The 26,926-nt window shown below is 72.5% G+C and carries 18 protein-coding genes; 8 read left to right on the top strand and 10 right to left on the bottom strand.

Annotated elements, in window-relative coordinates; translation table 11 throughout:
* Nucleotides 1-25 precede the first annotated feature (25 nt).
* From ACN27A_RS06845 to ACN27A_RS06830, 4 genes are read left to right on the top strand one after another with little or no spacing between them, the layout of a single operon-like run.
* A complete protein-coding gene (locus ACN27A_RS06845) occupies nt 26-5,848 on the top strand; it encodes a type I polyketide synthase (protein WP_421450469.1) in 5,823 nt (1,940 codons plus the stop codon).
* A 3-nt stretch (nt 5,849-5,851) separates the two neighbouring features.
* On the top strand, nt 5,852-6,292 hold the full coding sequence (locus ACN27A_RS06840; RefSeq protein ID WP_132238187.1) for an acyl-CoA thioesterase: 441 nt from the start codon (nt 5,852-5,854) through the stop codon (nt 6,290-6,292).
* A gap of 20 nt (nt 6,293-6,312) precedes the next feature.
* Nucleotides 6,313-6,846 (top strand): flavin reductase family protein, encoded by a 534-nt coding sequence (locus tag ACN27A_RS06835; protein ID WP_151453270.1) that lies wholly within the window; start codon nt 6,313-6,315, stop codon nt 6,844-6,846.
* Nucleotides 6,843-8,204: a cytochrome P450 gene (locus tag ACN27A_RS06830; protein ID WP_421450467.1), complete on the top strand. Its 1,362-nt coding sequence runs from the start codon at nt 6,843-6,845 to the stop codon at nt 8,202-8,204. The genes ACN27A_RS06835 and ACN27A_RS06830 overlap by 4 nt, the downstream gene beginning before the upstream one ends.
* A 406-nt stretch (nt 8,205-8,610) precedes the next feature.
* Here the strand turns inward: ACN27A_RS06830 and ACN27A_RS06825 are convergent, their stop codons facing one another.
* Nucleotides 8,611-9,387 carry a helix-turn-helix domain-containing protein gene (locus tag ACN27A_RS06825; RefSeq protein WP_421450465.1) on the bottom strand — a complete coding sequence of 259 codons (777 nt, stop codon included), beginning with the start codon at nt 9,385-9,387 and terminating at the stop codon, nt 8,611-8,613.
* A 459-nt stretch (nt 9,388-9,846) separates the two neighbouring features.
* Here ACN27A_RS06825 and ACN27A_RS06820 point away from each other — a divergent pair, with 459 nt between their 5' ends.
* The 4 genes from ACN27A_RS06820 to ACN27A_RS06805 all read left to right on the top strand — a co-directional run bounded on the left by ACN27A_RS06820 (nt 9,847) and on the right by ACN27A_RS06805 (nt 14,932).
* Nucleotides 9,847-10,524: a MerR family transcriptional regulator gene (locus ACN27A_RS06820; protein ID WP_421450463.1), complete on the top strand. Its 678-nt coding sequence runs from the start codon at nt 9,847-9,849 to the stop codon at nt 10,522-10,524.
* Nucleotides 10,525-10,937: 413 nt separating this feature from the next.
* Entirely contained in the window at nt 10,938-12,842 is a 1,905-nt protein-coding gene (locus ACN27A_RS06815; protein ID WP_421458392.1) for a CRTAC1 family protein, read from the top strand.
* Nucleotides 12,839-13,894: an enediyne biosynthesis protein gene (locus ACN27A_RS06810; protein WP_421450462.1), complete on the top strand. Its 1,056-nt coding sequence runs from the start codon at nt 12,839-12,841 to the stop codon at nt 13,892-13,894. The genes ACN27A_RS06815 and ACN27A_RS06810 overlap by 4 nt, the downstream gene beginning before the upstream one ends.
* A gap of 96 nt (nt 13,895-13,990) precedes the next feature.
* Complete coding sequence (locus tag ACN27A_RS06805; protein WP_421450460.1) at nt 13,991-14,932, top strand: hypothetical protein; 942 nt, start codon at nt 13,991-13,993, stop codon at nt 14,930-14,932.
* Between the two features lie 46 nt (nt 14,933-14,978).
* On the opposite strand, the gene ACN27A_RS06800 is transcribed toward ACN27A_RS06805, so the two are convergent.
* From ACN27A_RS06800 to ACN27A_RS06760, 9 genes are all read right to left on the bottom strand, one after another.
* Nucleotides 14,979-16,718: a CotH kinase family protein gene (locus ACN27A_RS06800; RefSeq protein WP_421450458.1), complete on the bottom strand. Its 1,740-nt coding sequence runs from the start codon at nt 16,716-16,718 to the stop codon at nt 14,979-14,981.
* The gene (locus ACN27A_RS06795; protein WP_421450456.1) at nt 16,718-17,395 is read right to left on the bottom strand and encodes a DUF4956 domain-containing protein; all 678 of its coding nucleotides are present in this window, start codon (nt 17,393-17,395) and stop codon (nt 16,718-16,720) included. Before ACN27A_RS06795 ends, ACN27A_RS06800 begins: the two co-directional genes overlap by 1 nt.
* Nucleotides 17,396-17,402: 7 nt before the next feature.
* A complete protein-coding gene (locus ACN27A_RS06790) occupies nt 17,403-18,332 on the bottom strand; it encodes a polyphosphate polymerase domain-containing protein (protein ID WP_421450454.1) in 930 nt (309 codons plus the stop codon).
* Between the two features lie 222 nt (nt 18,333-18,554).
* Complete coding sequence (locus ACN27A_RS06785) at nt 18,555-19,217, bottom strand: lysoplasmalogenase (RefSeq protein ID WP_421450452.1); 663 nt, start codon at nt 19,215-19,217, stop codon at nt 18,555-18,557.
* Nucleotides 19,214-20,065 (bottom strand): sterol desaturase family protein, encoded by an 852-nt coding sequence (locus tag ACN27A_RS06780; RefSeq protein WP_357580920.1) that lies wholly within the window; start codon nt 20,063-20,065, stop codon nt 19,214-19,216. Before ACN27A_RS06780 ends, ACN27A_RS06785 begins: the two co-directional genes overlap by 4 nt.
* Nucleotides 20,062-20,787 carry a FadR/GntR family transcriptional regulator gene (locus tag ACN27A_RS06775; RefSeq protein WP_421450450.1) on the bottom strand — a complete coding sequence of 242 codons (726 nt, stop codon included), beginning with the start codon at nt 20,785-20,787 and terminating at the stop codon, nt 20,062-20,064. The genes ACN27A_RS06780 and ACN27A_RS06775 overlap by 4 nt, the downstream gene beginning before the upstream one ends.
* A gap of 77 nt (nt 20,788-20,864) precedes the next feature.
* Nucleotides 20,865-23,276 (bottom strand): low temperature requirement protein A, encoded by a 2,412-nt coding sequence (locus ACN27A_RS06770; protein ID WP_421450449.1) that lies wholly within the window; start codon nt 23,274-23,276, stop codon nt 20,865-20,867.
* 209 nt (nt 23,277-23,485) lie between these two features.
* Entirely contained in the window at nt 23,486-24,928 is a 1,443-nt protein-coding gene (locus tag ACN27A_RS06765) for a hypothetical protein (protein WP_421450447.1), read from the bottom strand.
* A gap of 291 nt (nt 24,929-25,219) precedes the next feature.
* Entirely contained in the window at nt 25,220-26,842 is a 1,623-nt protein-coding gene (locus tag ACN27A_RS06760) for a pectate lyase family protein (RefSeq protein ID WP_421450445.1), read from the bottom strand.
* Between the last annotated feature and the right edge of the window lie 84 nt (nt 26,843-26,926).

Below are 26,926 nucleotides of genomic sequence, written 5' to 3'. Positions count from 1 at the left end.
CCGCACGCAACGAAGGAGAGACCTCGTGACAAGGATCGCTGTCGTGGGGATGGCGTGCCGCTACCCGGACGCCACGTCGCCCCGTGAACTGTGGGAGAACGCCCTCGCCGGGCGGCGGGCCTTCCGCCGGCTGCCCGACGTGCGGATGAGTCTGGACGACTACTGGGATCCGGACCCGGCCACGCCCGACCGCTTCTACGCCCGCAACGCGGCGGTCATCGAGGGCTACGAGTTCGACCGCATCGCCTACAAGATCGCCGGGAGCACCTACCGCTCGACCGACCTCACCCACTGGCTCGCCCTCGACATGGCGGCCATGGCGTTGGCCGACGCCGGGTTCCCGATGGCGGAGGGACTGCCCCGCGAGCGCACCGGCGTGGTGGTCGGCAACACGCTGACCGGCGAGTTCTCCCGGGCCAACCAGCTGCGGCTGCGCTGGCCCTACGTGCGCCGCATGGTCGCCGCCGCGCTCAAGGAGCAGGACTGGGACGACGACCAGCTCACCACGTTCCTCGACGACTTCGAGGCGACCTTCAAGGGCCCGTTCCCGGAGGTCGACGAGGACACCCTCGCCGGTGGGCTGTCGAACACCATCGCCGGGCGCATCTGCAACCACTTCGACTTCAAGGGCGGCGGCTACACCGTCGACGGCGCCTGCTCCTCGTCGCTGCTCTCCGTCGCCACCGCGTGCAAGACCCTCTCCGACGGCGAGGTCGACGTGGCGGTCGCCGGCGGGGTCGACCTCTCCATCGACCCCTTCGAGATCATCGGCTTCGCCAAGACCGGCGCGTTGGCGCGCGGCGAGATGCGGGTCTACGACCGCGGCTCGAACGGCTTCTGGCCCGGCGAGGGCTGCGGCATGGTGGTCCTGATGCGCGAGGCCGAGGCCCGCCAGGCGGGGCACCGCATCTACGCCACCATCGCCGGCTGGGGCATCTCCTCCGACGGCAAGGGCGGCATCACCCGGCCCGAGGTCGCCGGCTACCAGCTCGCCCTGCGCCGGGCGTACGACCGGGCCGGGTTCGGCATCGAGACCGTCGGGCTCTTCGAGGGGCACGGCACCGGCACGCAGGTGGGTGACGCCACCGAGCTCCAGGCCCTGTCCCTGGCCCGGCGCACCGCCGACGAGAACGCCGCCCAGGCCGCGATCAGCTCGATCAAGGGAATGATCGGGCACACCAAGGCGGCGGCCGGCATCGCCGGTCTGATCAAGGCCGCGATGGCCGTCCACCACGAGGTGCTGCCGCCCACCATCGGCTGCGTCGACCCGCACGAGATCCTCACCGCCGAGCAGTCCGCGCTGCGGGCCCTGCGCAAGGCCGAGGCGTGGCCGCGCGACGTGCCGGTGCGCGCCGGCATCACGGCGATGGGCTTCGGCGGCATCAACACCCACATCGTGCTGGAGAACGGGCAGCCGCGTCGGTCGTCCCGGCTGGACAGCCGCTTCCGCAACCTCGCCGCCTCGATGCAGGACGTGGAGCTCCTGCTCGTCGACGGGGGCAGCCCCCAGGAGCTGCGCGAGCGGTTGCAGCGTCTCGTCGAGTTCGTGCCCACGGTGTCGTACGCCCAGCTGGGCGACCTCGCCGCCACCCTGCACCGGGAGTTGCGTGACCTGCCGTACCGGGCGGGCGTGGTGGTCTCCTCGCCGGAGGACGGCGAGCGGCAGCTGCGCCGGATCTGCGACGCCCTCGACGCCGGCGAGGTACGCCTCTTCTCCTCCGACGGCCGCTGCTTCCTGGGCCACGTGAGCGGCCCGGGCCGCATCGGCTTCCTCTTCCCCGGGCAGGGGTCCGGCAAGGGCACCTCGGGTGGCGCGCTGCGCCGCCGCTTCGCCGACGTGGAGGAGGTGTACCAGCGGGCGGCGCTGCCGAGCAGCGGCGACATGGTCGCCACCGCGGTGGCCCAGCCGCGGATCGTCACCGGCTCGCTCGCCGGCCTGCGGGCGCTGTCGCTGCTCAACCTCGACGCGACGGTCGCCGTCGGGCACAGCCTCGGCGAGATCGCCGCCCTGCACTGGGCCGGCGTGCTCGACGAGGAGGCCCTGCTGCGGGTCGCCGGCGTGCGTGGCCGGACGATGGGGGAGCACAGCGCCTCCGGCACGATGGCCAACATCGGCGCCCCGCCCGAGCGGGTGGCCGGGCTGATCGCCGGCCTGTCCGTGGTGATCGCCGCGTACAACGGGCCGGAGCAGACCGTGATCGCCGGCTCGGAGGCCGCGGTGGAGGACGCCTGCGAGCGGGCCCGTTCCGCCGGCCTGCGGACCACGCGGCTGTCCGTGTCGCACGCGTTCCACTCCCCGCTGGTCGAGCCGGCCGCCGACGCCTTCCTCGACGCGCTGGCGGGGGAGCGGTTCGGATCCGTCACCCGGCGGGTCGTCTCCACCGTCACCGGCGAACCGCTCGCCCACGACACCGACGTCTCCGCCCTCCTGCACCGCCAGATCACCGACCCGGTGCTGTTCAGCCAGGCCGTGGCCCTCGCCGCCAAGGAGGTCGACCTCTTCGTCGAGGTGGGTCCGGGGCAGGTGCTCTCCGGCCTCGCGGCGGCCAGCACCGACCTGCCGGCGGTGGCGCTCAACACCGACGACGAGTCGCTGGCGGGCCTGCTGCGGGTCGCGGCGGCCGCGTACGTCGTCGGCGCCGGCGGCGTGGAGGGCACCCTCTTCCACGACCGGCTGGTCCGGCCGCTCGAGGTGGGCCAGAACTTCCGCTTCTTCGCCAGCCCCTGCGAGTCCGCCCCGGTGGTGAGCCTGCCCCAGGGCGCCGGCGTCCGGACGGCCGGTCCGTCCCGGGTGGACGAGGCCCCGCCGGCACCGGAGCAGCCTGCCGGCGAGTCGAGCCTGCAACTGCTGCGCCGGCTGGCCGCCGAGCGGGCCGAGCTGCCGCTGGAGATGGTGCACGACGGCAGCCAGCTCCTCGACGACCTCCACCTCAGCTCGATCACCGTCGGCCAGCTGGTCAACCAGGCCGCCCAGCAGCTCGGCGTGCCGGCCGCGCAGACCCCCACCAACTTCGCGACGGCCACCGTCGGGCAGCTCGCCGAGGCCCTGGAGCAGCTCGCCCGGACCGGCCGGGACACCGACGCGGCCGGCCCGAGCATCGTGCACGGCGTCGCCGACTGGTGCCGGGCCTGGTCGGTGGACCTCGACGAGGCGCCGGCCCCGGTCGCCGCACGGGCCGAGGCCGACGGAGCCTGGCAGCTGTTCGCCCCCGCCGGCCACCCGCTCGCCGAGCCGCTGCGCGCGGCCCTGCAGACCGCCGGCCTCGGCGCGGGCGTGCTGGTGTGCCTGCCGGAGCCGTGCGCGGAGGCCGATCTCGAACTGGCCCTGCGCGGCGCGCAGGCGGCGACCGCCGCCGCCCCCGGCACCCGCTTCGTCCTCGTCCAGCAGGGACCGGGCGCGGCCGGGCTGGCCAAGACGCTACGGCTGGAGGCGCCGCAGCTGCGCACCACCATCGTGCACACCCCGCCGGTGCCGGAGGCCGTGGCCCGGGTGACGGCGGAGGTCGCCGCCACCGACGGGTTCGCCGAGGTCCGCTACGACGCCGCCGGGCGGCGCCGGGTGCCGACCCTGCGCGGGCTGCCGGTGCGGCCCGCCGAGACGCGGCAGCCGCTGGGCGCCGAGGACCTGCTGCTGGTCACCGGCGGCGGCAAGGGCATCACCGCGGAGTGCGCCCTGGCGATGGCCGTCGACAGCGGCGCCGGCCTCGCCGTGCTGGGCCGCTCCGATCCCGCCCAGGACGACGAGCTGGCCGCGAACCTCAAGCGCATGGCGGACGCCGGCGTACGGGTGCGCTACGCCCGGGCCGACGTCTCCGACCCGGAGCAGGTGCGCCAGGCCGTCGACGGGCTCGTCGCCGAGCTGGGACCGGTCACGGCAGTGCTGCACGGCGCGGGCCGCAACGAGCCGGCGGCGTTGACCGGACTCACCATGGACGCGTTCCGCCGCACGTTCGCGCCGAAGGTCGACGGCCTGCGCGCCGTGCTCGACGCGGTCGACGCCGACCGGCTGCGCCTGCTGGTGACGTTCGGCAGCATCATCGGCCGGGCGGGCCTGCGCGGCGAGGCCCACTACGCCACGGCCAACGACTGGCTGGCCGAGCTGACCGTCGACTTCGGCCGGCGCCACCCGAACTGCCGCAGCCTCTGCCTGGAGTGGTCGGTCTGGTCCGGCGTCGGCATGGGTGAGCGGCTGTCCGTGGTCGAGGCGCTGACCCGCGACGGCATCACCCCGGTCACCCCCGACCAGGGCGTGCAGATGCTCCGGCGCCTGCTCGCCGACCCGCAGGCACCGTCGGTGGTGGTGGTCAGCGGGCGTACGGAGGGCATCGACACGGTCCGGATGGACCGTCCGGAGCTGCCGCTGCTGCGGTTCGTGGACCGCCCGCTCGTGCGCTACCACGGCGTCGAGCTGGTCGCCGAGGCCGAGCTCAAGCCGGTCACCGACCTCTACCTGGACCACCATCGGCTGGACGGCAACCTGCTGTTCCCGGCGGTGTTCGGCATGGAGGCGATGGCCCAGGTCGCCGCCGCGGTGACCGGACGGACCGACACGCCGGTGGTCGAGCGGGCCGAGTTCCTGCGGCCCATCGTGGTGCCGCCGGAGGGCAGCACCACCATCCGGATCGCCACCCTCGTGGTCGACGACGACGTCGTGGACGCGGTCATCTACAGCGCGGAGACGGAGTTCAGCGCGGCGCACTTCCGGGCGCGGCTGCACTTCACCGGCACGCGACCGCCGGCGGGCCCGCCCGAGCAGGTGCCCGCCGGGCTGCCGGCGGTGCCGCTGGAGCCCGCCACCGACCTGTACGGCGACATCCTGTTCCAGGGTGGACGGTTCCAGCGGCTGCGCCGCTACCACCGGTCGGCCGCCCGGCACGTCGACGCCGACGTCGTCACGGCTCCGCAGACGCGCTGGTTCGCCGACTACCTGCCGGACGCCCTGCTCCTCGGCGACCCCGGCGTGCGGGACGCCCTCATGCACGGCAACCAGGTCTGCGTTCCCGACGCGACGCTGCTGCCGGCCGGGATCGAGCGGCTGCACCCGGCGGGGGCCCGCCTGACCGGGGCGGAGGAGCTGCGCTACTGCGCCGAGGAGCGCAGCCGCGACGGCGACACCTACGTCTACGACATCGCGCTGCGCTCCGCCGACGGTGCGGTCGTGGAGCGGTGGGAGGGCCTGCGGCTGCGGGCGGTACGCAAGAAGGACGGCCGTGGCCCGTGGGTGGCGCCGCTGCTCGGCTCGTACCTGGAGCGGGCGGTCGGCGACCTGGTCGGCGGCGACGTCGCCGTCGCGGTGGAGCCGACCCCGACGGAGCAGGGCGGGCGCGGCGAGCCGTCCGGGCAGGGCACGCCGGACGAGACCCGTCGGCGGCGGGCCCGGACCGCGGTGGCCGCCGGCCGGGCCGCGGGCGGGCCGGTCGAGGTCGCGTACCGGCCGGACGGCCGCCCCGAGCTGGCCGACGGGCGGTCCCTCTCCGCCGCGCACGCCGAGGACCTGACGCTCTGCGTGGTGGGAACCGGGCCGCTGGCCTGCGACGTCGAGGCGGTACGCGCCCGGGAGGAGTCGGTCTGGCAGGGCCTGCTCGGCGCGCACGTCGACCTCGCCCGGCTCTGCGCCACCGACGGCGGGGAGTCCCTGGACGCGGCGGCCACGCGGGTGTGGGCGGCGATCGAGTGCCTGCGCAAGGCGGGGCTCTCGCACCGGGCGCCGCTGGCCGCGGTGCCCTCGGAGCGGGCCGGCTGGCTGGTCTTCGCCTCCGGCGACCTGCGGATCGCCACGCTCGTCACGACCGTGCGGGACCTGCCCCACCCGATGGCGTTCGCGATCCTCACGGAAGGACGGGCCTAGGCGATGGACAAGTACTTCGAGTACCTGCACACGGTGGGCTTCGAGGAGACCAACCTCGTCGGCAACGTGTACTACGTCAACTATCTGCGCTGGCAGGGGCGCTGCCGGGAGATGTTCCTGAAGGAACGGGCGCCGGACGTGCTGGCGGACGTACGCGACGACCTGAAGCTGTTCACCCTCCGGGTCGACTGCGAGTTCTTCGCCGAGATCACCGCGTTCGACGAGCTGTCCATCCGGATGCGCCTGGTGGAGCTGGCGCAGACCCAGCTGGAGTTCAGCTTCGACTACGTCAAGCTCGACCGGGACGGCGGCGAGACGCTGGTGGCCCGGGGCCGGCAGCGCATCGCCTGCATGCGCGGCCCGAACACCCGCACCGCGCCGGCGAGGGTGCCGGAGGCACTGGTGACGGCGCTCGCGCCGTACACCTCGGCGCGGCGCACCTGACGGCGCGAGGAGGAGACGTCGTGGACGTACAGCGAACACTCACCGTCGGGACGCCCGACGTGACGGCACTGCGGCGGGCGTACGGCGCGTTCGCGACCGGCGTCACGGTGGTGACCGTCGGCGGTGCCACCCCGCACGGGATGACCGCCAACTCGTTCACCTCGGTGTCGCTCGACCCGCCGTTGGTGCTGGTGTGCGTCGACCGGAACGCGGTGATGCACGCCTGTCTCTCCGAGACCCGGGAGTTCGGGGTCTCGGTGCTGACCGACGACCAGGAGAAGGTGGCCCGGTACTTCGCCGACGGGCGGCGACCGCTCGGCGGCGAGCAGTTCGACCAGGTGGACTGGCGGCCCGGCGCGACGACGGGGGCGCCGCTGATCAGCGGCGCCCTCGCCCACTTCGAGTGCGAGGTGTGGCGTTCCTACGACGGCGGTGACCACACCATCTTCCTCGGCCGGCTGCTCTCCCTGGAGCGCCGGTCGGACGGGGAGGCCCTGCTCTTCCTCTCCGGACGGTTCCGTCAGGTCGAGCGCGAGCGGAGTGAGGCGGCATGACGACGATCGAGGGAGCGGCCCGGCGCACGCCGCCGGGCCCGCCCCGCTCCGCCGGCCTGCAGATGCTGGTCCTGATGGGCCGGGACCGGCTGCGGATGATGACCCTGGCCGCGGAGCGGTACGGCGACGCCGCCCGGCTGCCGGTCGGCCCCAAGCAGCTCTACTTCTTCAACCACCCCGACCACGCCAAGCACGTCCTGTCCGACAACAGCGCCAACTTCCAGAAGGGCATCGGCCTGGTGCACGCCCGCCGGGCGCTCGGCGACGGCCTGCTCACCAGCGAGGGTGAGCTGTGGCGCAAGCAGCGCAAGGTGATCCAGCCGGCGTTCCAGAAGGGACGGCTCGCCCAGTACGCGGGGGTGATCGGCGAGGAGGCCGCGCTGCTGGTCGAGCGGCTGGTGGCGCGGGCCGGCGGCCCTCCGGTGGACGTGCTGGAGGAGATGACCACGCTGACCCTCGGGGTGCTCGGGCGGACCCTGCTCGACGCCGAGCTGAGCGGCTTCCACGGCGTCGGCGGATCGTTCGCGGCCGTGCAGGACCAGGCGATGTTCGAGCTGGAGACGCTCAGCGCGGTGCCACCGTGGATCCCGCTGCCCCGGCAGTTGCGTTTCCGGCGCGCCCGCCGCCACCTCCAGCAGGTCGTCGACGAACTCGTCGCCGGCCGGGGCCGGGACGTGGACGGTCGCGACGACGTGCTCTCCCGCCTGATCATCTCGACCCGGCTGGAGAAGGACCCGCGGGTGGCCCGGCAGCGGCTGCGCGACGAGCTGGTCACGCTGCTGCTGGCCGGGCACGAGACGACCGCCAGCACGCTGGGCTGGAGCCTGCACCTGCTCGACCGGCATCCGGAGATCCGGCAGCGGGTCCGCGAGGAGGCCGTGACGGTGCTGGGCGACCGGCTGCCCGGGTACGAGGACCTGCACCAACTGCGGTTCACGGCGATGGTGGTGGAGGAGGCCATCCGGCTCTATCCGCCGGTCTGGCTCCTGCCCCGCAAGGCCCAGCAGGACGACGAGATCGGCGGGTACCACGTGCCGGCGGGGGCGGACATCCTCATCTCTCCGTACACCCTGCACCGGCATCCCCGGTTCTGGGACGAGCCGGACCGGTTCGACCCGGACCGCTTCGACCCGTCGCGCAGCACGGAGCGCCCCCGGTACGCGTACATCCCGTTCGGCGCCGGCCCACGGTTCTGCGTGGGCAACAACCTGGGCATGATGGAGGCCACCCTCGTCCTGGCCATGCTGCTGCGCGACGTGCGCCTGGCGGGGGTGCCGGGCCGTCCGGTGGTGCCCGAGCCGATGCTGTCGCTGCGGGTGCGCGGCGGGCTGCCGATGACGGTGCACAAGGTCGACTGATCCCCGCGCAGCGGTCCCGCGGGCGCCACGGCGTCCGCGGGACCGTCGCGTGTCCGGCCCGAGCGTCCGCACCGCCCCGGGCGCCGGCTCCGCGCCGGCGTGACGCGGGGGCGTGGAGCTGGGCGTGACGCGGGGACGGCGCGAACGGGGGCGTGATGCGGTGGACGGCAGGAACGGGGGCGTGACGCGGGGGTGCGTCGCGAGCGAGGGCGTGACGCGGGGGTGCGTCGCGAACGGGGCGTGGCGCGGCGGCGTGCACGGGGGTGGCCCGGCGGTGGACATGGTGGTACCCCGGCCGCCGACGCCGTTGCGGGCGCCGGCGGCCGGGGTACCTCGTGGCCGACCGCGGGTGACGCGGCGGTGGGGAGCACCGCCCGAGGGGTACGCGGTGCTCCGCCGGGGCGGGTCAGGCCGCGTACACCTCGGCCCGGTTCTCCCCCTGGGCCTGGCGTTCGCTCGCCGCCTTCCGGCTGTCGAGCAGGGCCAGGAGCACCGGTGGGTCTATCTTGGACACCTGCTTGAGGTGGGCGTCCGCGGTCAGGGTCTGCCGGCCGCGGACGACCAGTGGACCCACCGCGGACACCATCACGCTGTCCTGCTGGAGCCGGAGCACGTCGCCCGAGACGGAGTGGCACAGCAGGTACCAGGTGCCGTCGGGCACGTTCACGAAGCGGTAGACGCCCGGCGACTCCATGATGGCGCAGCGTGCCGGCGGGCCCTCGGGGATACGGTGCTGGAACAGCCCCATGAAGATGGGCCCGGGCACCGGCCCGCGGGCGGGGGCGGTGACCCGCCCGGTGATGGTGCCCTGCGTCTGGCCCGACGGGCGTTGGATGGGGATGCGCGGGGCGAAACCGCCCATCCGCCGGTACGTGGTGGGTGGCAGGCCGACGCTCTTGGTGAACCTGGTGCTGAACGTGCCGACGCTGTTGTAGCCCACCCGGAGGCTGATGTCCGTGACGTTGAGCCTGGTCGTGGTGAGCAGCCGCTTGGCCTCCTGCAGGCGGATCGCGGACAGGAACCGACCGGGCGAGATGCCGGTGACCCGCTGGAAGATCCGCGTGAAGTGGAACTTGCTGAACATGGCTGCGCGTGCCATGTCGTCCACCGTCAACTGCTCCGATAAATTGCTGCGCATCGTGTCGATCGCTCGTTCCACTGCCTGCTCTGCGCTGTCGTGCATTTGTCTCCCCCGGATTGCGGACAATCCCAATGTGTGGATGTGGCGAATTGGGCCGAGTCATTTGGGAGCATCGACCGCCACTATTCCCCGCTAACCGCAGTCGATGCTAGCCCAGGCCGGACGGCCGGTCAACACGTTCTGCGTTCGGAGCGTAGCGCGGAGTGACGAGGGGGGGCTTATCAATTCTTGCCCAGAATTGGCACGTGCCACTGTACGTTCCGGACGAAGATCGCTAAGATTGCGCTTCGTATTGTGGAACTCGCCAGTATCCGCGCCGCCTTCTATCAATCCTTAGCGTAATTTTTCGGACATCGGCGGCGCGTTCCGATGCGTGGCGATCAAGCGGCCCGGCGCCCTCGTCGCCGGCGTGTCCGATCCGCCGTGGATGAGCATCGATCAATGGCTAGCGATCGATCTCTATGGCAAGATTGCCCAAACGTTCGCCAGGGCGGAGGACGCGTGCGTATCTCGGAGCTCAGTCGACAGAGTGGCGTGTCGGTCCCGACGATCAAGTTCTATCTGCGTGAGGGATTGCTTCCGGCGGGCCTGCCCACCGGTCGCAACCAGGCGGACTACAGCGAGCGGCACCTGCGCCGCATCCGGCTGATCCGGACCCTGAGCGGGATCGCCGGTCTCGACCTCTCCTCGGTCCGGGAGATCCTGGCGGCCATCGACGACGACGCGGTCAGTCTGCGCGACGCGTACCAGGTGCTGGACCGCGCCCTCTACCTCGACGGATCGGAGACGCTGGGCAGGGCCGCCGTGGACTGCGCACGCACGGAGGTGGCCGAGTTCGCCGACGCGCTCGGCTGGTCCCGCGAGACCAGTGCCTCCGGCGGCGAGGTGCTGGCGCAGGTGCTGGCCGGGCTGCGCAGCCTCGGCTGCGAGGCCGACGCCCCCTTCTTCCTCTCCTACGCCCGCGCCGCCGAGCAGCTCGTCGTCGCGGAACTCGACCTGCTCGCCGGCGACGGGGGGGCCGAGAAGGGTCCCGCGATCGTGCGCAGCGTCCTGTTCGGGGTCGCCCTGTCCGCCCTGCGCCGCATGGCGCACGAGCACCACGCCGCCCTGCGATTCCCGCTGAATGCGGTTGAGTGCGGGCCTGTAACGGGTGAGATGCCGGATCCAACCGGCCGGTAAGGTGTGCGCCCTCGTCGGTCACTGAGCAACTTTTGAGAAGAACTCAAGCCGTGCTCCCGCGACCATAAGTGGGCCGGCGGCGACTTTCGCGGCCGGTTCACCAGGCATCGTGAAGGGACCGCACGCCATGCCTCGATCGGCTGAGAATGGGCAGCGCCGGCCACGTACGCCGTAGCGCCCCACGTGAGTGAATGCCCCGTTCCTGCGGCAATGAACTGCCGATGGATGACAGCGAAAAAATTGTCGCCGGGACAATTCGCTCCATTTCTCGGTCGGTGACACTGCCCGTCGCCAGACCCGGCCGCACGGCGAGATCAGCCGCTGCACGGCACGGGTGGTGGCCCAATCTGGAGGGGAACCCCTTGCCATCCCAACCCGTCGGCGCCATCCGCCGAATCATTCCCGCTGTCTTCGTGCTGGTCCTCGTGGCCGCGTTCTTCGCCGTCGCCCGGCTGCCCAGCGCGTCGGCCGAGGAGCGTCAGACGCTGGCGTCGCGGTTCGGCTTCACCGAGCTGCCGATCGCGCTGCCGCCCGGCCTGCCCGAGCGGTCCGTGCGACCGGTCAACCCCGAGTACGAGCACATCCGCGCCTGGGTGTCGTCGGTCGGCGCCGCCGTCGCGGCCAACGACCTCGACGGCGACATGATCGCCAACGACCTCTGCCTGGTCGACACCCGCAGCGACAGCGTCATCGTCACGCCGTCGCCCGACGGGCCCGCCCGGTACGCGCCCTTCGTGCTGGACCCCGCGCCCCTGCCCACCCACAAGTCGATGGCGCCGATGGGCTGCGTGCCCGGCGACTTCAACGGCGACGGGCGCACCGATCTGCTGGCCTACTACTGGGGCCGCACGCCGGTGCTGTTCCTGCACCGCGCCTCCGCCGCGGGACCGCTGGCCCTGGGGACCTACCACCCGACCGAACTGATCGGTCAGCCGTCCTCCTCCAGCGGCGAGTACCAGGGCAAGTTCTGGAACACCAACGCGGTCGCCGTCGCGGACTTCGACGGCGACGGCCGGCCGGACATCGGCGTCTTCAACTACTTCCCCGACAGCCAGGTGCTCGACCCGGTCGGCCAGCCGAACGTCGAGATGAACCACTCGCTGTCCCGCGCGCAGAACGCCGGCGGGGCGCACGTGCTGCGCTGGACCGCCGCCACCAGCGGCGACAAGCCGACCGCCACGTACGTCGAGCAGTCCGCCATCCCGCCGCAGTACGCCACCGGCTGGACCCTCGGCGCCGGTTCCGCCGACATCGACGGCGACCTGCTGCCCGAGCTGTACCTCGCCAACGACTTCGGCCGGGACCGCTTCTTCCACAACGTCTCCACGCCGGGACAGATCCGCTTCGCGGTGGCGGAGGGCCGCCGCGGCGCGCTCACCCCGAAGTCCATGGTGGTCGGCCACGACTCGTTCAAGGGCATGTCCATCGAGTTCGGCGACCTCGGCGGCACCGGCAAGTTCGACATGTTCGTCAGCAACATCACCACCTCCTGGGGCCTGGAGGAGAGCAACTTCGTCTGGCGCAACAACTCGTCGAGCCTGGCCGACGCCCGCAAGCGGTTGAGCGAGGGCAAGGCCGTCTTCGACAACAAGGCCGCCGAGCTCAACATGGCCTGGGTCGGCTGGGGCTGGGACGCCAAGATCGCGGACTTCGACAACAGCGGCGAGATGTCGGTGGTCCAGACCGCCGGGTTCGTCAAGGGCAAGATCAATCGTTGGTCCTGGTTGCAGGAACTGGCCATGAGCAACGACCTCATGCTCCGCAACCCGGCCATGTGGCCGAAGGCCGAGCCGGGCGACGACATCGCCGGCTCCGAGCCGTTCGCGTTCTGGGTGCGGGAGAAGAACGGGCGCTACGCGAACATCAGCGCCGAGCTCGGCATGACCGACAGCACCCCGAGCCGCGGCGTGGCCGTCGCCGACACCAACGGCGACGGGGGCCAGGACTTCGCGGTGGCCCGCCAGTGGGGCGCCCCGTCCTACTACCGCAACGACAAGCCCGGCAGCGGCAACTTCCTCGGCCTGCGCCTGTGCCGCCCCGGTGAGGACGGCCGCGGCACGCCCGCGTACGGGGCCCAGGTCCGGGTGAAGACCGCGGACGGTCGTACCCGCGTCGCCCAGCTCGACGGCGGCAGCGGTCACTCGGGCAAGCGCAGCTTCGACGTCTTCTTCGGTCTCGGCGACGCCGGCGCCAAGCCGGTCTCGGCGGAGATCGCCTGGCGCGACCTCAACGGTGCCGTGCACAAGCAGACCCTCGACCTCGCCGCGGGCTGGCACACGATCATGCTCACGGACAAAGCCCAGGAGATGCCGAAATGACCGACGTCCGAGACAGCGCCCGTACCGGCAGTGACGTGCGGGGGGTGGGGGGCACCGCGGTCGCCGACGCCCCGGTCGGCCCGGCGCCGACCGTCACCTTCGACCGCAACGCCTCGGTGGCGGCCACGACCGGGGCGCCCCCGCGCATCGACCGGCGCGACCCCCGCTACCTGGCCCTGCGCAACTTCGCCCTCTCCATGAGCATCTTCAACATCCTCGGCTACACGGTGCTCGGCTTCGAACAGCCCTGGACCTGGCCCTTCTTCGCCCTGGCCATCGGCTACGCCACCGAGATCGTGGTCGAGCTGGTCACCGCACGGGCGAACAAGCGCCGCCCCGCCTTCCTCGGCAACGGCGCCTGGGGGATGTACACGTTCCTGCTGCCCACCCACATCACCGCGCTCGCCGCGAACATGCTGCTCTACGCCAACGACAACTTCTGGCCCATCGCCTTCGCGGTGGTCGTCTCCATCGGTCAGAAGGCGATCTTCCTGGCGCCGATCAGGGGCCGCATGCGGCACTTCATGAACCCGTCGAACTTCGGCATCACGGTGACCCTGGTGGCGTTCTCGTGGGTCAACATCGCCCCGCCGTACCACTTCACCGAGGACGTGCCGGACATGATCCGGATCCTCGTGCCGCTGGTCATCCTGACGGCCGGCACCGTGCTCAACGGGGTGCTCACCAAGAAGATCCCGCTGATCGTGGGCTGGGTCGGCGGCTTCGTCATCCAGGCGCTCGTGCGGCACTTCATCTGGGACGTCGCGCTCTGGGCGGCCCTGCTGCCGATCACCGGCGTCGCGTTCGTGCTGTTCACCAACTACATGATCACCGACCCGGGCACGACGCCCACCTCGGGCCGGGCCCAGTTCATGTTCGGCGCGAGCGTCGCCGGCGTGTACGGCGTACTGATCGCCTTCAACGTCGTCTACACGCTCTTCTTCGCCGTGACGATCGTCTGTCTCGCCCGGGGCCTGCTCTGGTGGGGCATCTGGCTGCGTGACCGCTCCCGGCGTGCGAGCACGCCGGAGGTGCGGCCCGCCGTCACCTGACGCACGGGCGGTCCGTCGCCGGCGCGGCCCCGGGTGGGCGCGCCGGCGACGGACCACGTTCCGACCGACCCGCATGGCAGAGAGGAGAGCGTGGCGATGAGCGTGCACCACAGCCCGCAGGCCCCACCGCGAGGTGCGTCGCCGGAATCCGTGCCCCGGCCGGTGGCCCGCCCCGGACGGACGGCGGTGATCAGCGCCGCGGCGGGCGTGCTGCTCGCCGTGCTCTGGTCGTTCGAGCTGGTGGACTCGGTGATCGGCGACACCGTCGCCGACACCCTGCTGGGCCACGACGCGAAGGGCACCGCCATCACCGGCACCGCGGCGGGGCTGCTGTTCGCCTTCGTGTCCGGCTTCGCGGGGACCTTCACCGCCTGCAACATCGCGATGGCGGCCTCGGTCGGCCCGATGAGCCAGGCCGGCGCGGCTGGGCACCGCCACGGCGTACGGTCGCTGCTGCGGCCCGTCGCCTGGTTGACGGTCGGCATGCTGGCGGTGTCGGCGACCTACGGCGCGCTCGGGGTGCTCCTCGGCGAACGGCTGCCGCAGCTGTCCACCGACACCGTGGGCGGGATGCCCGTACGCCTGATCCAGTCGTCGGTGGTCTTCGGCCTGATCGGTCTCGCGCTGACCTACCTCGGGCTCGCGGCCCTCGGCCTGCTGCCCGACGTCTTCGCGCGGCGGCCGGTGGCGCGGGTCGTGGTCATGGGCGCCCTGGTCGGGGGGTTCCTGGTCGGCCGGCCGTACCCGCTGTTCAACAAGCTGTTCCACTGGGCGGTCGACACCGGCAACCCGGCGTACGGCGCACTCGCCTTCGCCCTCCAGTCGCTGGGCAACGTGCTGATCGTCGCGGCGCTCTTCGCGGTCCTCATCCTGGCCAGCCGGGGCCGGTTCCTCGCCTGGATGGCGTCGCCGCGGCGCGCCGCGACCGTGACCGGCGCGCTGCTGGTCGCGCTGGGCGTCTTCACCGTCGTGTACTGGGACCTGCGCGTGCCCGCGATCTTCGGGGTGGGCTGGTTCCCGACGATGCCGTACAACTGACCGTGGTGGTGGCGGGCCCGGCCGGTCGGCCGGGCCCGCCACCGGGTCAGCCCTTCGTGATCACCTCGTTCGTGGCGAGGGACGAGGTGCGCTCCCGGATCAGCGTACGCAGCCGCTCCGCATCGGTGGCGAGGCTCTGCGCGTCGTGCCCGTCGATGGTGGCGACCACCCCGGCGAGGTCGTCCAGCGCCGTGAGCGCTGTCCCGTCGGCGTAGAACTCGCCGTACAGCTCGCAGTACGCCTTCTCGTAGGCGGCCCTGAAGGCGGCGCTGGCGAGGAAGCGTTCCTTGAGCCGGTGGCCGCCGCCGGGCCCGCCGCCGGCCCGTTCTCCGTCACCCTGGCCGGGCGTGCGACCCGTCGTCCGCGCGCCCTGCGGTGCCTGGCCGGCTTCTGGGTCTCGACCGGATTCCGGGGCTTGGCCGCCCTGCGGGACCTGGCCGCCCTGCGGGACCTGGCCGCCCTGCGGGACCTGGCCGCCGGGCGGCCGGAACTGGCCGCCCGGGAAACCGCCGCCCATCCGGCCCGTGTCGTGCGGCCCCTGCTCGGCGCTGCCGCTGAAGGTCAGGTTGTAGTCCCAACCGACGACCGTGAACTTCTTCGTCGTCAGGTCGTACCAGAGGTAGTAGTTGCGGCCCGGCCCCGCCATGTCGTCGAAGTTGAGCAGCAGGTTCTGCGCCGCGACGTAACGCGCGAAGGAGTCCACCTCGACGTGGTCGGCCAGATGCGCGTCGAACTCCGCGTCACTGCTGTCGGCGACCCAACGCACCAGGTCGATGACGGGCTGGAGGTCCTGCTCGCCCTTGCCGGTGACCTGGCTGAAGTCGTCCAGGTAGTCCGTGGGGTCGTCGCCCCGGTAGGTGAAGCTCCCGGTGGCCAGGGACTTGTAGAGCACGCCGTCGCCGTCGAGGTCGCCGGCGAAGGGGCCGCCCGGGTGTTCCACCACGAGGCGGGCCGTGGCCGGCCGGTCGTTGACGACGAACCGCGAGTACGCGTACGCCGGGGAGGCCTCGCCGGCCTCGGCGAGCACGCTCAGGGACACGGCCTCGTTGAGCACCGTCGACCCGCCGCCCATGCCGCCGACGCGTACGGCGATCTCCCGGTGCCCCTGGTAGCGGCGGCCCTCGACGAACTCGTCGAAGCGGATGAGCCAGGGCAGGGTCTCGGGCTCCTCGGTCTTCAGGGAGGTCCGCCCGCCGCCGGGCCCGAAACCGCCGCCGGGTTGGGCAGCGCCGCCGGGTTGGGCAGCGCCGCCGGGTGGGGTGGCGCCCTGCCGCTGCCCACCGGGGCGTGCGCCGTCGGGTCCGCCCCCGGCGGGCTCGCCGTTCCCGGCCGGACCGGCCTGTCCGCCGGGTCGTCCGCCGGCCCTGCCGATGTTCTCCCCGTCACGGGTCAGCCCGGCCAGCGTCGAGTTGCCCTTGAGCCGGATCCCCACGCTCGGGACCGTGGTGCCGTCGATCGTGAGGTCGGCCTCCACGTACTCCTTCTCGCCCTCCTTGGCGAAGGCGTCGACCATCCGCTCGTAGTCCGCCTCGCGGAACGTCAGGGCGATGCGGTGCGCGACGGTCGGGTCGAACAGGTCCCGGGTGCCGGCGAGGTCCTGGGTGACCTCGTCGCCGGCCCGGCCGCCGCCGCTGGTGACGTACGGGTGCACCCGCACCGCGCTGAACCCGACCGTCAGGACGGCGACGAACGCGACGCAGCCGGCCAGCAGCCGCCAGTACTGCCGGACGCGGACGGGGATCCGGCGCCGCAGTCTCCGAAGCGGGCCGGCGGAGGGCGCCGGCATCACAGATCCGTCTGGTCGTAGCCGGTCAGCACCGTGACCCGCTGGCCGGACGTACGCTCGCTGAGCGCCGCGATCAGCTGGCCCGGCTCGTGGCCCTTGCGCAGCCGCACGGTGTACATGATCTCCGTCAGCGCGCCGCCGCGGATCGTCTCCATGCTGACGAGCTCGAACTCGCTGGTGAGCCGGATCAGGACGTCCTGGATGGACCCGGTGTGGTCGCCGTCCGGCGGAACCTGCACCTTGACGACCTGCCGCTGGACCTGCGAGGCGAACCAGTTGAAGCGGTACATCACCAGGATGACCAGGCCGATGGCGACGGCGGCGACGACGGCGAGCGTGTAGAAGCGGGTGCCGCAGGCCATGCCGACGCCCATCACCAGGAAGATGAAGCCGACGTCACGGGTCTCCTTGATGGCGTTGCGGAAACGCACCACGGACAACGCGCCGACCAACGCGAACGCCCGGGCGATGTTCGACCCCACCACCAGCATGATCAGTGAGATGAGCATGCCGAGGACCACCAGCGTCTGCACGTAGGACTGGCTGTAGGAGATGTTGCGGTGGGTGAACCGGTAGACCCAGCCGATGGCCGTGCTGAGCAGGAAGGACAGCGACAACGCGATCGCGACGTCCGCGATGCTGAACGTGCCGGACAGGTCCTGGAAGGTGAAGTCCATGGTGTTCTCAGGCCTCGCTCGTGACGGTGGTGGTCAGGGACAGGTCGGCGGCGGGATCGTCGTCGACGACGTGGAACACCGATCGGGGGGCACGGCCGAAGGCCTCGACGCTCTGGCAGTACTTGGACATCCGGACGACCGACATGCTCGACCGGGCCGCCAGGTCGGTGAGCCAGTACGGCACCCGCTCGTTGGCCTTGATCTCCACCACCGACAGCTTCGCCGGCACGATGAGCCGGTTCTCCGCGTCGGCGCCCAGGTGGAAGTCCCGGTCGCGGCCCCGGACGCGGTGGTCCATGGTGACCCGTAGGCCCGTGTCGGCGTCCCGGCCGACGAAGGCCTCCCGCTGGTAGCCGGTCATCGCGACCGGCCGCAGGTCCAGCCCGCCGACCAGTTCGAGGATCTCCTCGACGAAGGCGCGCTGGGACTCGTCGTGGTCGACCGGCACGCGGCGGTCGCACAGGTCGCGGGCGAGCCGGTACGGCAGGGCGATGCGACGCTTCTGGGTGACCCGGTTCACCCGCTGCTTGATCTCGACGTACACGATGGTGTCGTCGGTGACGGCGAAGCGGTCACCGTAGTGCCGGATCCGCAGCTTGCGACGGAACCGCAGGCCCTCGATCTTCTCCCAGTAGAAGCGCAGCCGGGGCGTGTCGTAGTACACGCTCCACACGCCGTACCCGCTGGCGTCCCCGTGGCTGTCGAGGTCCATCCGGCCCGCGAACTCGTCGCGCAGGGCCCGTGCCGCACCGCTGTCGACGAGATACTTGATCTCGTACCGGTTGAAGGCGTGCTGCCGGCTCGGCGCCCGCAGGCCGTGCCCGGCCCGGTCGGCGTCGCGGTCCGTGGCCGGCGCGGCCCGGCGACCGCCCGGTCCCTGCGGTTCGGTCCCGGCGGTGCCGGGCGGTGCCGGTCGGGTACGGAAGGGATTGCGCATGAGGCGACCGATCTCGTAGGTGGACGAGGCCAGGCGCCAGCCAAGCCCGCCAACCTGTGAGCGGCGTGTGGATGCCTTGTGAATCCCGGGTGAACGGGGGATGCCGGCTCCGGCCACCACCGGCCGATCGCCGCCCCCGTGCCGCAGGGCGTGCTCCGGCCCCGGGCGTCCGGACAGGCGCCCGTCGGGCCGGCGGGGGACCGACGAGCGCCGTGGCGGCGGCTACCGTACGCCGTCGGGCACCGGTCCCGGGCTGGGCGCCGGGTCGCCGGCCGTGGGTCGGCTGCCCGCGGCGGTGGCCGCCAGCCAGCCGGTCGTGATCAGCAGCAGGGCCGCGATGTAGGTGGTCATCACGGCCAGGCCGTGCCCGGGGATCCGGGAGCCGGCGGCGTCCATCCCGATCAGCAGGTCGGAGACCAGGAACAGCCCACCGCCCAGGGCCACCCGCCGGGAGACGCCGGCCGCGGCGGCGGCCATCAGGCTGAGCGCGAGGCTGTAGCCGAGCACCGGCAGCCGCAGCGGGCCGAGGGAGTTCCACAGCACCAGGTTGGCCGCCACCCAGCAGGCGACGTAGGCGGCGACCGCGACGACCGGCGGGCGGCGGTGGCGCAGGAAGGCGGTCAGGAAGGCCACCTGGGTGCCGAGGAAGCAGCCCATGCCGACGAGGAACGTCGTGTCGCCGGAGAGCAGCAGCGCGATGTCGCCGCCGGTCGCGAAGACCAGCCCGACGGCCACGGGGTCGACGCGTCGGCGTGCCCGCAGCAGGTGGAGCAGCAGCACCGGCGCGAGCAGGGGCTTGGCCAGCCACTGCAGGAGGGTCGAGTCGGTCGCCACGCCGATCAGCTCGACGGCGGCCACCACGCCGAACAGCCAGAGGATCGTCATCGGGCCACCGCCGGCTGCGCCTGCGGGGTGGGCTGCCAGCCCGGCCGGCCGAACACGTGGCCGAGGCGGTGCCGCCAGGACGAGGCGGCCCGGGCGTCGGCCCAGATCGCCCGGTACTCGTGCGTCGCCACCCGCAGCGGGTTGTACGTGCCGACGTTCTTGGTCAGGCCGTAGCGGACGGTGGCCCGCTCGGGCTCGAAGGTGCCGAACAGCCGGTCCCAGACGATCAGGATGCCGCCGTAGTTGCGGTCGAGGTACTCGGCGTTGGCGCCGTGGTGGACCCGGTGGTGCGAGGGCGTGTTGAAGAACCACTCGACGGGTCGAGGCAGCCGGCCGACCCGCTCGGTGTGCAGGAAGAACTGGTACAGCAGGCTGACCGACTGCTGGAGGAAGATCATCCAGGGCGGGATGCCGAGCAGGGCCAGGCCCAGCCAGAACGGTACGGACGTCATCGGGGTCCAGCTCTGTCGCAGCGCCGTGGAGAGGTTGAAGAAGACGCTGGAGTGGTGCACCACGTGCCCGGCCCAGAGCAGCCGCACCTCGTGGTGGGAGCGGTGGAACCAGTAGTAGGCGAGGTCGTCGGCGAAGAAGAGCAGCACCCACGTCCAGACGCTGGTGGGGGAGAGCTGGATCGGCGTGAGGGTGTACGCGGCGGCGTAGAGGCCGACCGTCGCCAGCTTCCACGGCACGCCGATGACCTGGCTGCCGGCGCCCATGGTCAGGCTGGTGGCGGTGTCGCGCAGCTCGTATCCGCGTTCGCCGTCGTCGGGGGCGAACCGGTAGGAGAGCGCCTCGACGACGATGAGGAGCAGGAACGCCGGTACGGCGTAGAGCACGGCGGGGATCATGCCCGGGCTTCCCTTCTCGGTGCTGCGGCGGGGGTGGTGAGGGGGGCGGTGAGCAGGGCCCGTGCCTCGCGTGCGGCGTCGGCGGCCCGGCCGGTGACGACGGCGTCGGCGAGCCGGCGGTGGCCCGCGACGTCGAGCAGTTCCGCGGCGCGCCGCTGCGGCGGCACCTCGCCGACGGCGAGCGCGCCGGCCACGAGACTGTTGAAGGCCAACAGGTAGGCGGTGTTGCCGGAGCCGGCGACGATGTGCCGCCACAGCACGATGGTGGCCTCGCCCATCCCGGTGAGGTCCGGCGCCAGGCCCGCGTACTCCTCGACGGCCCGCAGGATCGCGGCCCGCACCGCCGGGTCGCCGCGCTCGGCGCAGAGCCGGGCCGCGTCGACGCCGATGCAGGCCCGCATCTCCAGCATGTCGCGGACCAGGGTGCCCACCGGCAGGGTGTCGTGGAAGCGGGTGAGCGACAGGGCGAGGTCGAGCCCGGCGTGCACCCGCCAGTCCAGCACCCGGGTGGCGCCGCCCTGGCTGACCCGCACCAGGCCGAGCTGCTGGAGGCGGCGCAGGGCCTCCCGCACGGCGTGCCGGTTGACCCCGAAGGTGGCGGCCAGCTCCCGCTCGCCGGGCAGTGCCTCGTCGGGGCGGTAGACGCCGCTGACGATCGCGTCGCGGATCTGGCCGAAGACGTGGTCGGAGACCGAGGAGCGGGGGACGGGAGCGAACGCCATGCCGTGGAGTGTGGGGCAGACCACATCAACCCGTCAACTGGTTGGACCAGCCATTTGCCGCCATCCCGCCACTCCGGTCAGCCCGGCAGGTGCGGTCGGGAGAGGGTCGCCTCGATCGTCACGAAGGCCAGGCAGGTGACGGTCAGCACGACCAGCGCCACGAAGAGCGGCAGCCCGGCGGTGGCCGGCGCCAGCGCCACCAGTGAGATCGTCCAGATCAGCCGGAGGGGCCGGAGTCGCCCTCCGGTCCGCCACCGGAACGCCTTCACGGCGAGGAGGAAGCAGACCACGCCGCCGTACAGGGTCAGGTGCGGCAGATTCCCCATGGAATCGGCCTGGGACCCGCCCACCGTGTTGAGGGTCTCCCGCAGCCCGAACGAGACCAGCACCGCCCCAGCCACCATCGGTAGGTGCAGGTAGGTGTAGCCGTCCCGGGCCATTGCGGTCTGCCGGTCACCCGTCGTCTCGTCGACCTGCTGTTCCGCCATGGTCGCGTCCACCCGGAAGTACGCCCACCAGAGCGTGGCCAGCAGGGCGACCCCGAGCAGCAGTGCGACCAGCAGCAGCACGGAGAGCCGACGGTCGTCCACCGCGAGGCCCATCGAGATGATCGCCTCGCCCAGGGCGATCAGGATGATCAGGGCGTGCCGGTCCGCCCAGTGTCCGACCGACCGGATCCGCCAGCCACGCAGGCCGAGCAGGTAGGAACCGAACAGGTCGACCGCGATGGCGGCCGCCCACAGCCAGAGCCGCACGGGATTCAGCTCCTCCGGGTCCCCGCTCCGCAGCCAGGCGGCCACGGCGACGGCCAGCAGGGCCAGGGCGATCCCCGTCGGCGCCACCAGCCGGTAGACCTGCCGACGCAGATCCGGTGTCCGTCTGGCCAACAACCAGGCGGAGAGGAGGTGCAACCCCCGGATGACCGCATAACACCAGACGAAGATCACCGGGCCGGGTAGGCCGTCCCTGGTGCCGAAGAACGCCTGAGGGATGACGAACGCGATGACCAGGGTGTTGACCGTGACCACCATCAGCACCAGGCGCACCGGACCGGCCTCGGAGCGCACCGAGTTGGACAACCAGGCATAGGAGGACCAGGCCCACCACAGCACGGTCAGCACCAGCATTCCGCGCAGCAGACCCCGCCAGCCCGGATCGCCGACCATCAGCGCGGTGACCTGGAGGAAGGCGTACACGAAGACGAGGTCGAAGAAGAACTCCTTGGGGGTGACCCCGCCCGACTCCCGCTTCGTCGGCCCGACCTGCCGGTGCAGTTCGCGGTGCCGGCTGTGGAAGACAGTGTGGTCGGCGAGCATGAGCAGCATCCCGACTCCGGCCAGCACGGCCATCGCCCCGAGGGGCGGCAGTCCGGCGGCGACCGGGACCAACAGGGCCACCAGGGCCGTGCCGAGCAGCGGCGAGCGCGCCCACCTGCGGTCGTTCCGGCGCTCGAAACCGGTCAGGCCGAGCAGGTAGACCGCCACCCCGCCGTAGAGCACCGCGACAGGCCCGAGCCCGAGCCGATCGGTGCCGTGCCCCAGTTCGGCGAGGGCCACCTTGAAACCGAACGCGATCAGGATCAGGCCGAGGATCATCGGCAGGTGCAGGAAGGTGTACGCCTGTAGGCCCATCAGCGTCCGCTGCGTGCCGGTCGCCCGTTCCATGGCCTGTTCGCCGGAATACCGGGCGATGTCGAAGTAGAGCGCCCAGAGCACCCCGACGGTCGCCACGCCCAGCACGATCCCGCCGATCAGTGCCCAGGTGATGGGAATGACGACGGCCAGTCCCTGACTCACCCCGATCGAGATGATCGTCTCGCCGATCGCCACCAGGACGATCAGCGCGTGCCGTTCCGCCCAGTACGTCGCCGAGACGATCGTCCATGGTCCGGCCCGGACCACGTACACGCCCCTGTAGTCGACCAGGACGGCGAGCAGGACCAGCCCGAACCGGAGCAGGTCGGCCGCCGGCCCAGGCGCAAGGAACCCGGGCAGCAGCGCCGCGGTCAGCAGGCTCAGCACCGCGACGCAGGTGAACGGAATGGTGACGACGAACTGCTGGCGGAGCGGGGGGTTCCGCCATCGGGCCACTACCATGATCAGCATCGGACTCAGGCGCGTGACGGCGTACCCGACGACGAAGACCATCCGCCCGAGCAGCCCGCCCGGACTATCGGCCGGTAGTTCCTGGAGACTCGCCCCGACCAGGAACATGGCCGCAGCCAGCCCGTAGACCAGCAGCGGAAGGAGCCCTCTGTCGAGCCGGAGGAAGTTGCCCAGCCAGGGATAGGGTGCCCAGCACCACCAGAGCAGCGCGATCAGCAGCACGCCCCGGGTGAGTCCTTCGACGCTCAGGTCCGCCGCAGTCAACCCGGTCACGTTGAGGAAGGCGTAGACGAAGACCAGGTCGAGAAAGATCTCCAGCCGGGTGACCCCGGTCCCCGCGCCCACCAGGTGGATACGTTCGGTCAGCCACGACGTCCCGGCCATGTCCCCACTCTGTCAGGCACCCGACCCGCCGGTGATGAACTCCGGAACTGCACCCGACAGCCGGGCCGCCAGGCCGTGCCCGACCCCCTAGGCGAGCGCACCGGAGATCGGCCGCCAGCGCGGCGGCAGGGAGTGACGCCATACCAGGGGGCGCACCCAGCCGATGCGCGGACCACCATCAGTACGGCTTACTCATCGCGGCAGTCGGATCAGCCGGCGGTCACCACCTGGCTCACCGGGGACAGGGCTGGGGTGCCGGCCGGGACCGGAGCGTCGCTGCCCGAACTGACCGCCGTCTCACTTCTGCCGTCCGCCGGTGCCGTGTCGTCGGCAACGGCGGCTACCGGCGCCGCCACCGGTCGGGCGGTGCGCGGCCGGGCCGCGACCTGCGGGTACTCGGCGGTCTCCGCGCCGCCCGTGGCGGCCGCCATCACCGCCGCCGCGGCCAGGTCGGCCACCCGCTTCGCCTCCCGCTTCACCCGGGCGCGGACCTCCTTGGCGTGCTGCTCGGCGGAGTCCGCGGCCCGGCGCGCCTCGTCGAGGCGGCGCAGCTCGTCGGTCAGCTCCTGCCGGGTCTCGGCGAGGCGCTGCTGCACCTCGGCGAACTCGTGCTCGACGCCCGCGCTCTCCTGCCGCGCCTGTGCCAGCTGCTGCTGGGCGGCGTCCAGCTCGGACTGCATCCGCGCCAGCGCCTCCCGCCGGTCCCGGATGCCCTGCTGCGTCGCGGCGAGCTGCTGCTGGTGGGTCGCGGCCTGCTCGTCCACGTGCTGGCGCACCTTGGCCGCGTACTGCTGGGCCTCCGCGATCAACGTCGCGATCTCCTGCTCGGCCGCCGTACGCTGGGCACCGAGCTCCCGCTCGGCGGACGCGAGCTGCTCGGCGATCTCCTGCTCGGCGGCGGCCCGCCGGTCGTTGATCTCCCGCTCCACGCCGGCCTGCCACTGGCCCAGCTCCTGCTGGGTCTTCGCGCGCGCCGCCTGTACCTCCTGCTGGATCTGGGCGCGGGCCGAGGCCAGGAACGCCTCGGACTCGACGCGGGCCTGCTCGACCTGCTGGGCGGTCTGCTCGTCGATCCGCTTCGCCTCCTGCACCGCGTGGTCGTGGGCCGCCTCGCCCGCCGCCCGCAGCCGTTCCGCCGCCTCCCGGATCCTGGCCAGCTCGGCCTGGGCGTTGGCGCGGCGTTCCTCGTGTTCCCGGTCGTGCTCCTCGCGCCGCGCGGCCGCCTCCTCCGTCAGCTCCCGCAGCGTCGTGGCGGCCTGCTCGCGGGCCTCGGCGAGCACCCGCTCCGCCTCGGCCTCGAGTTCGGCGGCCCGCTGCCCGGCGGCGTCGGTGATGGCCCCGGCCTGCTTCTCGGCCAGGGCCAGGATCTGGTCGACCATCGGACCGAGGTCGCGGAAGGACGCCCGGTCCGGCTGCGCCGGCCGGTCCCGCAGCTCGGTCGCCTCCGCGCGCAGCCGGTGCACCTCGACGGTCAGCTCCCGCAGCTGGGCCGAGACCCGGTCCCGCTCCGCGGCCCGCGCCGACCGTTCGCCGTCGACCTGCTCGACGTAGCGGTCCACCTGCCGCTTGTCGTAGCCGCGTAGCGCGAGGTCGAAGCTCGGCCGCGAGGCCGCGTCCTCGCGTGCCGCGAACGGGTCGTCGCCGTGGGACATGCATCCTCCTCCGTACGATCGCGAGCGCCGCGCCGGCGGGAGAGCCGCCCCACGGGCCGTGCTGAGGCGCCACGCTACCGTCGCGGCCGTACGCTCCCGCGAAAAGGGTGACCACATGCGACGGCCCCGCGGGACCGGCTGGTCCGCGGGGCCGCCGCCGCCCTGGTGGGGGCTGTCGCCAGGTGATGTCCGACGACGAGTGGAGGCAGGGCGACGGTCGGCCCGACCCGCCACCCCCGGGTCCGGCTCAGGGGTTGATCCGACCACGCCCGGCGGTCCGCGGCGGGGCGGTCAGTAGAGGAGCCTGCCGGTGCCGGCGCCGGCCGTGACGACGGACTTCACGGTGACCGGATCGGTCAGGGTGTACGGGTAGAACGTGCGCGGCTCCTGGACGGTGCCGCCCGCGTCGCCGGGCTCGCTGGTGCCGGCGAGCACGTTGTCGCGGGCGATCATGCGGCCCCGGTCCCCGGAGTAGCTGATCGACCAGGGCACCTCGACGTCCTCGAAGTAGTTGCCCTCGACGACGCAGCCGGAGTCGAGCTGGCAGGCCACCCCTACGTCGGTGTTGTAGACGAAGTAGTTGTTGAACACGTGCACGGGGTCGCCGTAGCGGACCCGGGGGTTGCGCTGCGGCGTGCGGTCGAACCAGTTGTGGTGGTACGTGACCTTCAGGTTGCCGACGTCCTGGGCGGCGTTGCGGTCGTCGTGGCCGAGCAGCATGTTCTTCGTGTGGTGGTGGGTGTGGTTCCAGGACACGGTGACGTAGCTGGACCCGCGCTTGACGTCGATCAGCCCGTCGTAGCCGTACGCCAGGTCGTTGTGGTCGATCCACACGTGGTGCGAGAACATCTGCACGTTGATCGCGTCGTCGACGGTGTTGCGGAAGTTCAGGTTCCGCACGATCACGTTGTGTACGGCGTTCGCCGGCGGGCTGGTCGCGTCGCTGACCGGCAGGCCGATGTTCAGCCCGCCCCCGGTGATGCCGGAGTTCGCGCCGACGCCGACGATCGTCTTGTCCGAGGTGACGTCGTGCATCGGGCCCGGCAGCGCGATCATCCCGTCCACCCGCACGGTCAGCGGGCCGGCTGTGCCGATCGCGGTGAGCAGTTCGGCGGCCGTGTCCACCGTGACGGTCGGGCCGCCGGCCCCGCCGGTGGTGCCGTTCTGGCCGAGCGCGTGCACCGAGGCGAAGCCGACCGGCGGGGCGCCCGGGTCGATCGGCGGCCCGGTCGGCGGGAGGGTGGGCCCGCCGGTCGGCGTGCCGGTGGGCGGGGCGCCGGTGGCCGTGTCCACCTGGACGTCGTCGAAGGTGGCGCTCGCGTACGAGGTGGCCAGGCCGACCCGCCCCGCGGCGAACGCCCCGTCGGTGGCCTGCACGCGCAGCGTGCCGTCGACGTAGCCGCGCAGCGAGTTGCCGACCGCCTCCAGCCGCAGCGTCGCCCAGCCGCCGACGGTGATCCCGGCGGGGGCGGAGCCCAGCGACACGGGGTCGCCGCCGGCGCGGCGGATCAGCTGCACGCCGCCGCTCGCGGTCACCACCAGCGCGTAGTAGCTGCTGCTGCTCTGCGCCCGGGCGATCACCCCGGCGTGCCGGTTCGCCCCGCCGAAGCCCGTCGGCCGGACCCGGGCCTGCACCCCGTAGTCGGTCCAGGTGCCCGCGCCGGCCAGGGCGCGGGCGTCGCTGCTGGTGCCGGACTGCCGGTAGGCGTACGAGCCGTCGGTCACCACCGACCAGGTCCCGCCGGAGCGGGACCACCCGTCGGCCGCGCCGTCGGAGAACGTGTCGCTGAACAGGGTGTCGGCGTGCGCCGACGAGGTGGTCGCGAGCACCGTGCCGACGGCCAGGGCGCCGGCGGTGAGCGCCGCGCCGAGCAGCCTCGGCGTGCGCGTCCGGGAGCGGGGTGTCCGGTTCATGGTGCACCTCCTGGTGGTGGGGGTGGGTACCGGTGGGCCGCCGCGCTGAGCGCCGGACGCGGCGACCCACCGGCCGTCCGGCCG

It is taken from the genome of Micromonospora sp. WMMD737 (assembly GCF_049179055.1).
Classification (GTDB): Bacteria; Actinomycetota; Actinomycetes; order Mycobacteriales; family Micromonosporaceae; genus Micromonospora; species Micromonospora reichwaldensis.
This window is presented reverse-complemented; position numbering and strand designations above follow the sequence as displayed.

Bases quoted from the DNA above. Each gene is read 5' to 3' on its own strand.
- ACN27A_RS06840 (WP_132238187.1), top strand. From the start codon at position 5,852: ATGGACAAGTACTTCGAGTACCTGCACACGGTGGGCTTCGAGGAGACC.
- ACN27A_RS06830 (WP_421450467.1), top strand. From the start codon at position 6,843: ATGACGACGATCGAGGGAGCGGCCCGGCGCACGCCGCCGGGCCCGCCC.
- ACN27A_RS06825 (WP_421450465.1), bottom strand. From the start codon at position 9,387: ATGCACGACAGCGCAGAGCAGGCAGTGGAACGAGCGATCGACACGATG.
- ACN27A_RS06810 (WP_421450462.1), top strand. From the start codon at position 12,839: ATGACCGACGTCCGAGACAGCGCCCGTACCGGCAGTGACGTGCGGGGG.
- ACN27A_RS06805 (WP_421450460.1), top strand. From the start codon at position 13,991: ATGAGCGTGCACCACAGCCCGCAGGCCCCACCGCGAGGTGCGTCGCCG.
- ACN27A_RS06800 (WP_421450458.1), bottom strand. From the start codon at position 16,718: ATGCCGGCGCCCTCCGCCGGCCCGCTTCGGAGACTGCGGCGCCGGATC.
- ACN27A_RS06795 (WP_421450456.1), bottom strand. From the start codon at position 17,395: ATGGACTTCACCTTCCAGGACCTGTCCGGCACGTTCAGCATCGCGGAC.
- ACN27A_RS06790 (WP_421450454.1), bottom strand. From the start codon at position 18,332: ATGCGCAATCCCTTCCGTACCCGACCGGCACCGCCCGGCACCGCCGGG.
- ACN27A_RS06785 (WP_421450452.1), bottom strand. From the start codon at position 19,217: ATGACGATCCTCTGGCTGTTCGGCGTGGTGGCCGCCGTCGAGCTGATC.
- ACN27A_RS06780 (WP_357580920.1), bottom strand. From the start codon at position 20,065: ATGATCCCCGCCGTGCTCTACGCCGTACCGGCGTTCCTGCTCCTCATC.
- ACN27A_RS06775 (WP_421450450.1), bottom strand. From the start codon at position 20,787: ATGGCGTTCGCTCCCGTCCCCCGCTCCTCGGTCTCCGACCACGTCTTC.
- ACN27A_RS06770 (WP_421450449.1), bottom strand. From the start codon at position 23,276: ATGGCCGGGACGTCGTGGCTGACCGAACGTATCCACCTGGTGGGCGCG.
- ACN27A_RS06765 (WP_421450447.1), bottom strand. From the start codon at position 24,928: ATGTCCCACGGCGACGACCCGTTCGCGGCACGCGAGGACGCGGCCTCG.
- ACN27A_RS06760 (WP_421450445.1), bottom strand. From the start codon at position 26,842: ATGAACCGGACACCCCGCTCCCGGACGCGCACGCCGAGGCTGCTCGGC.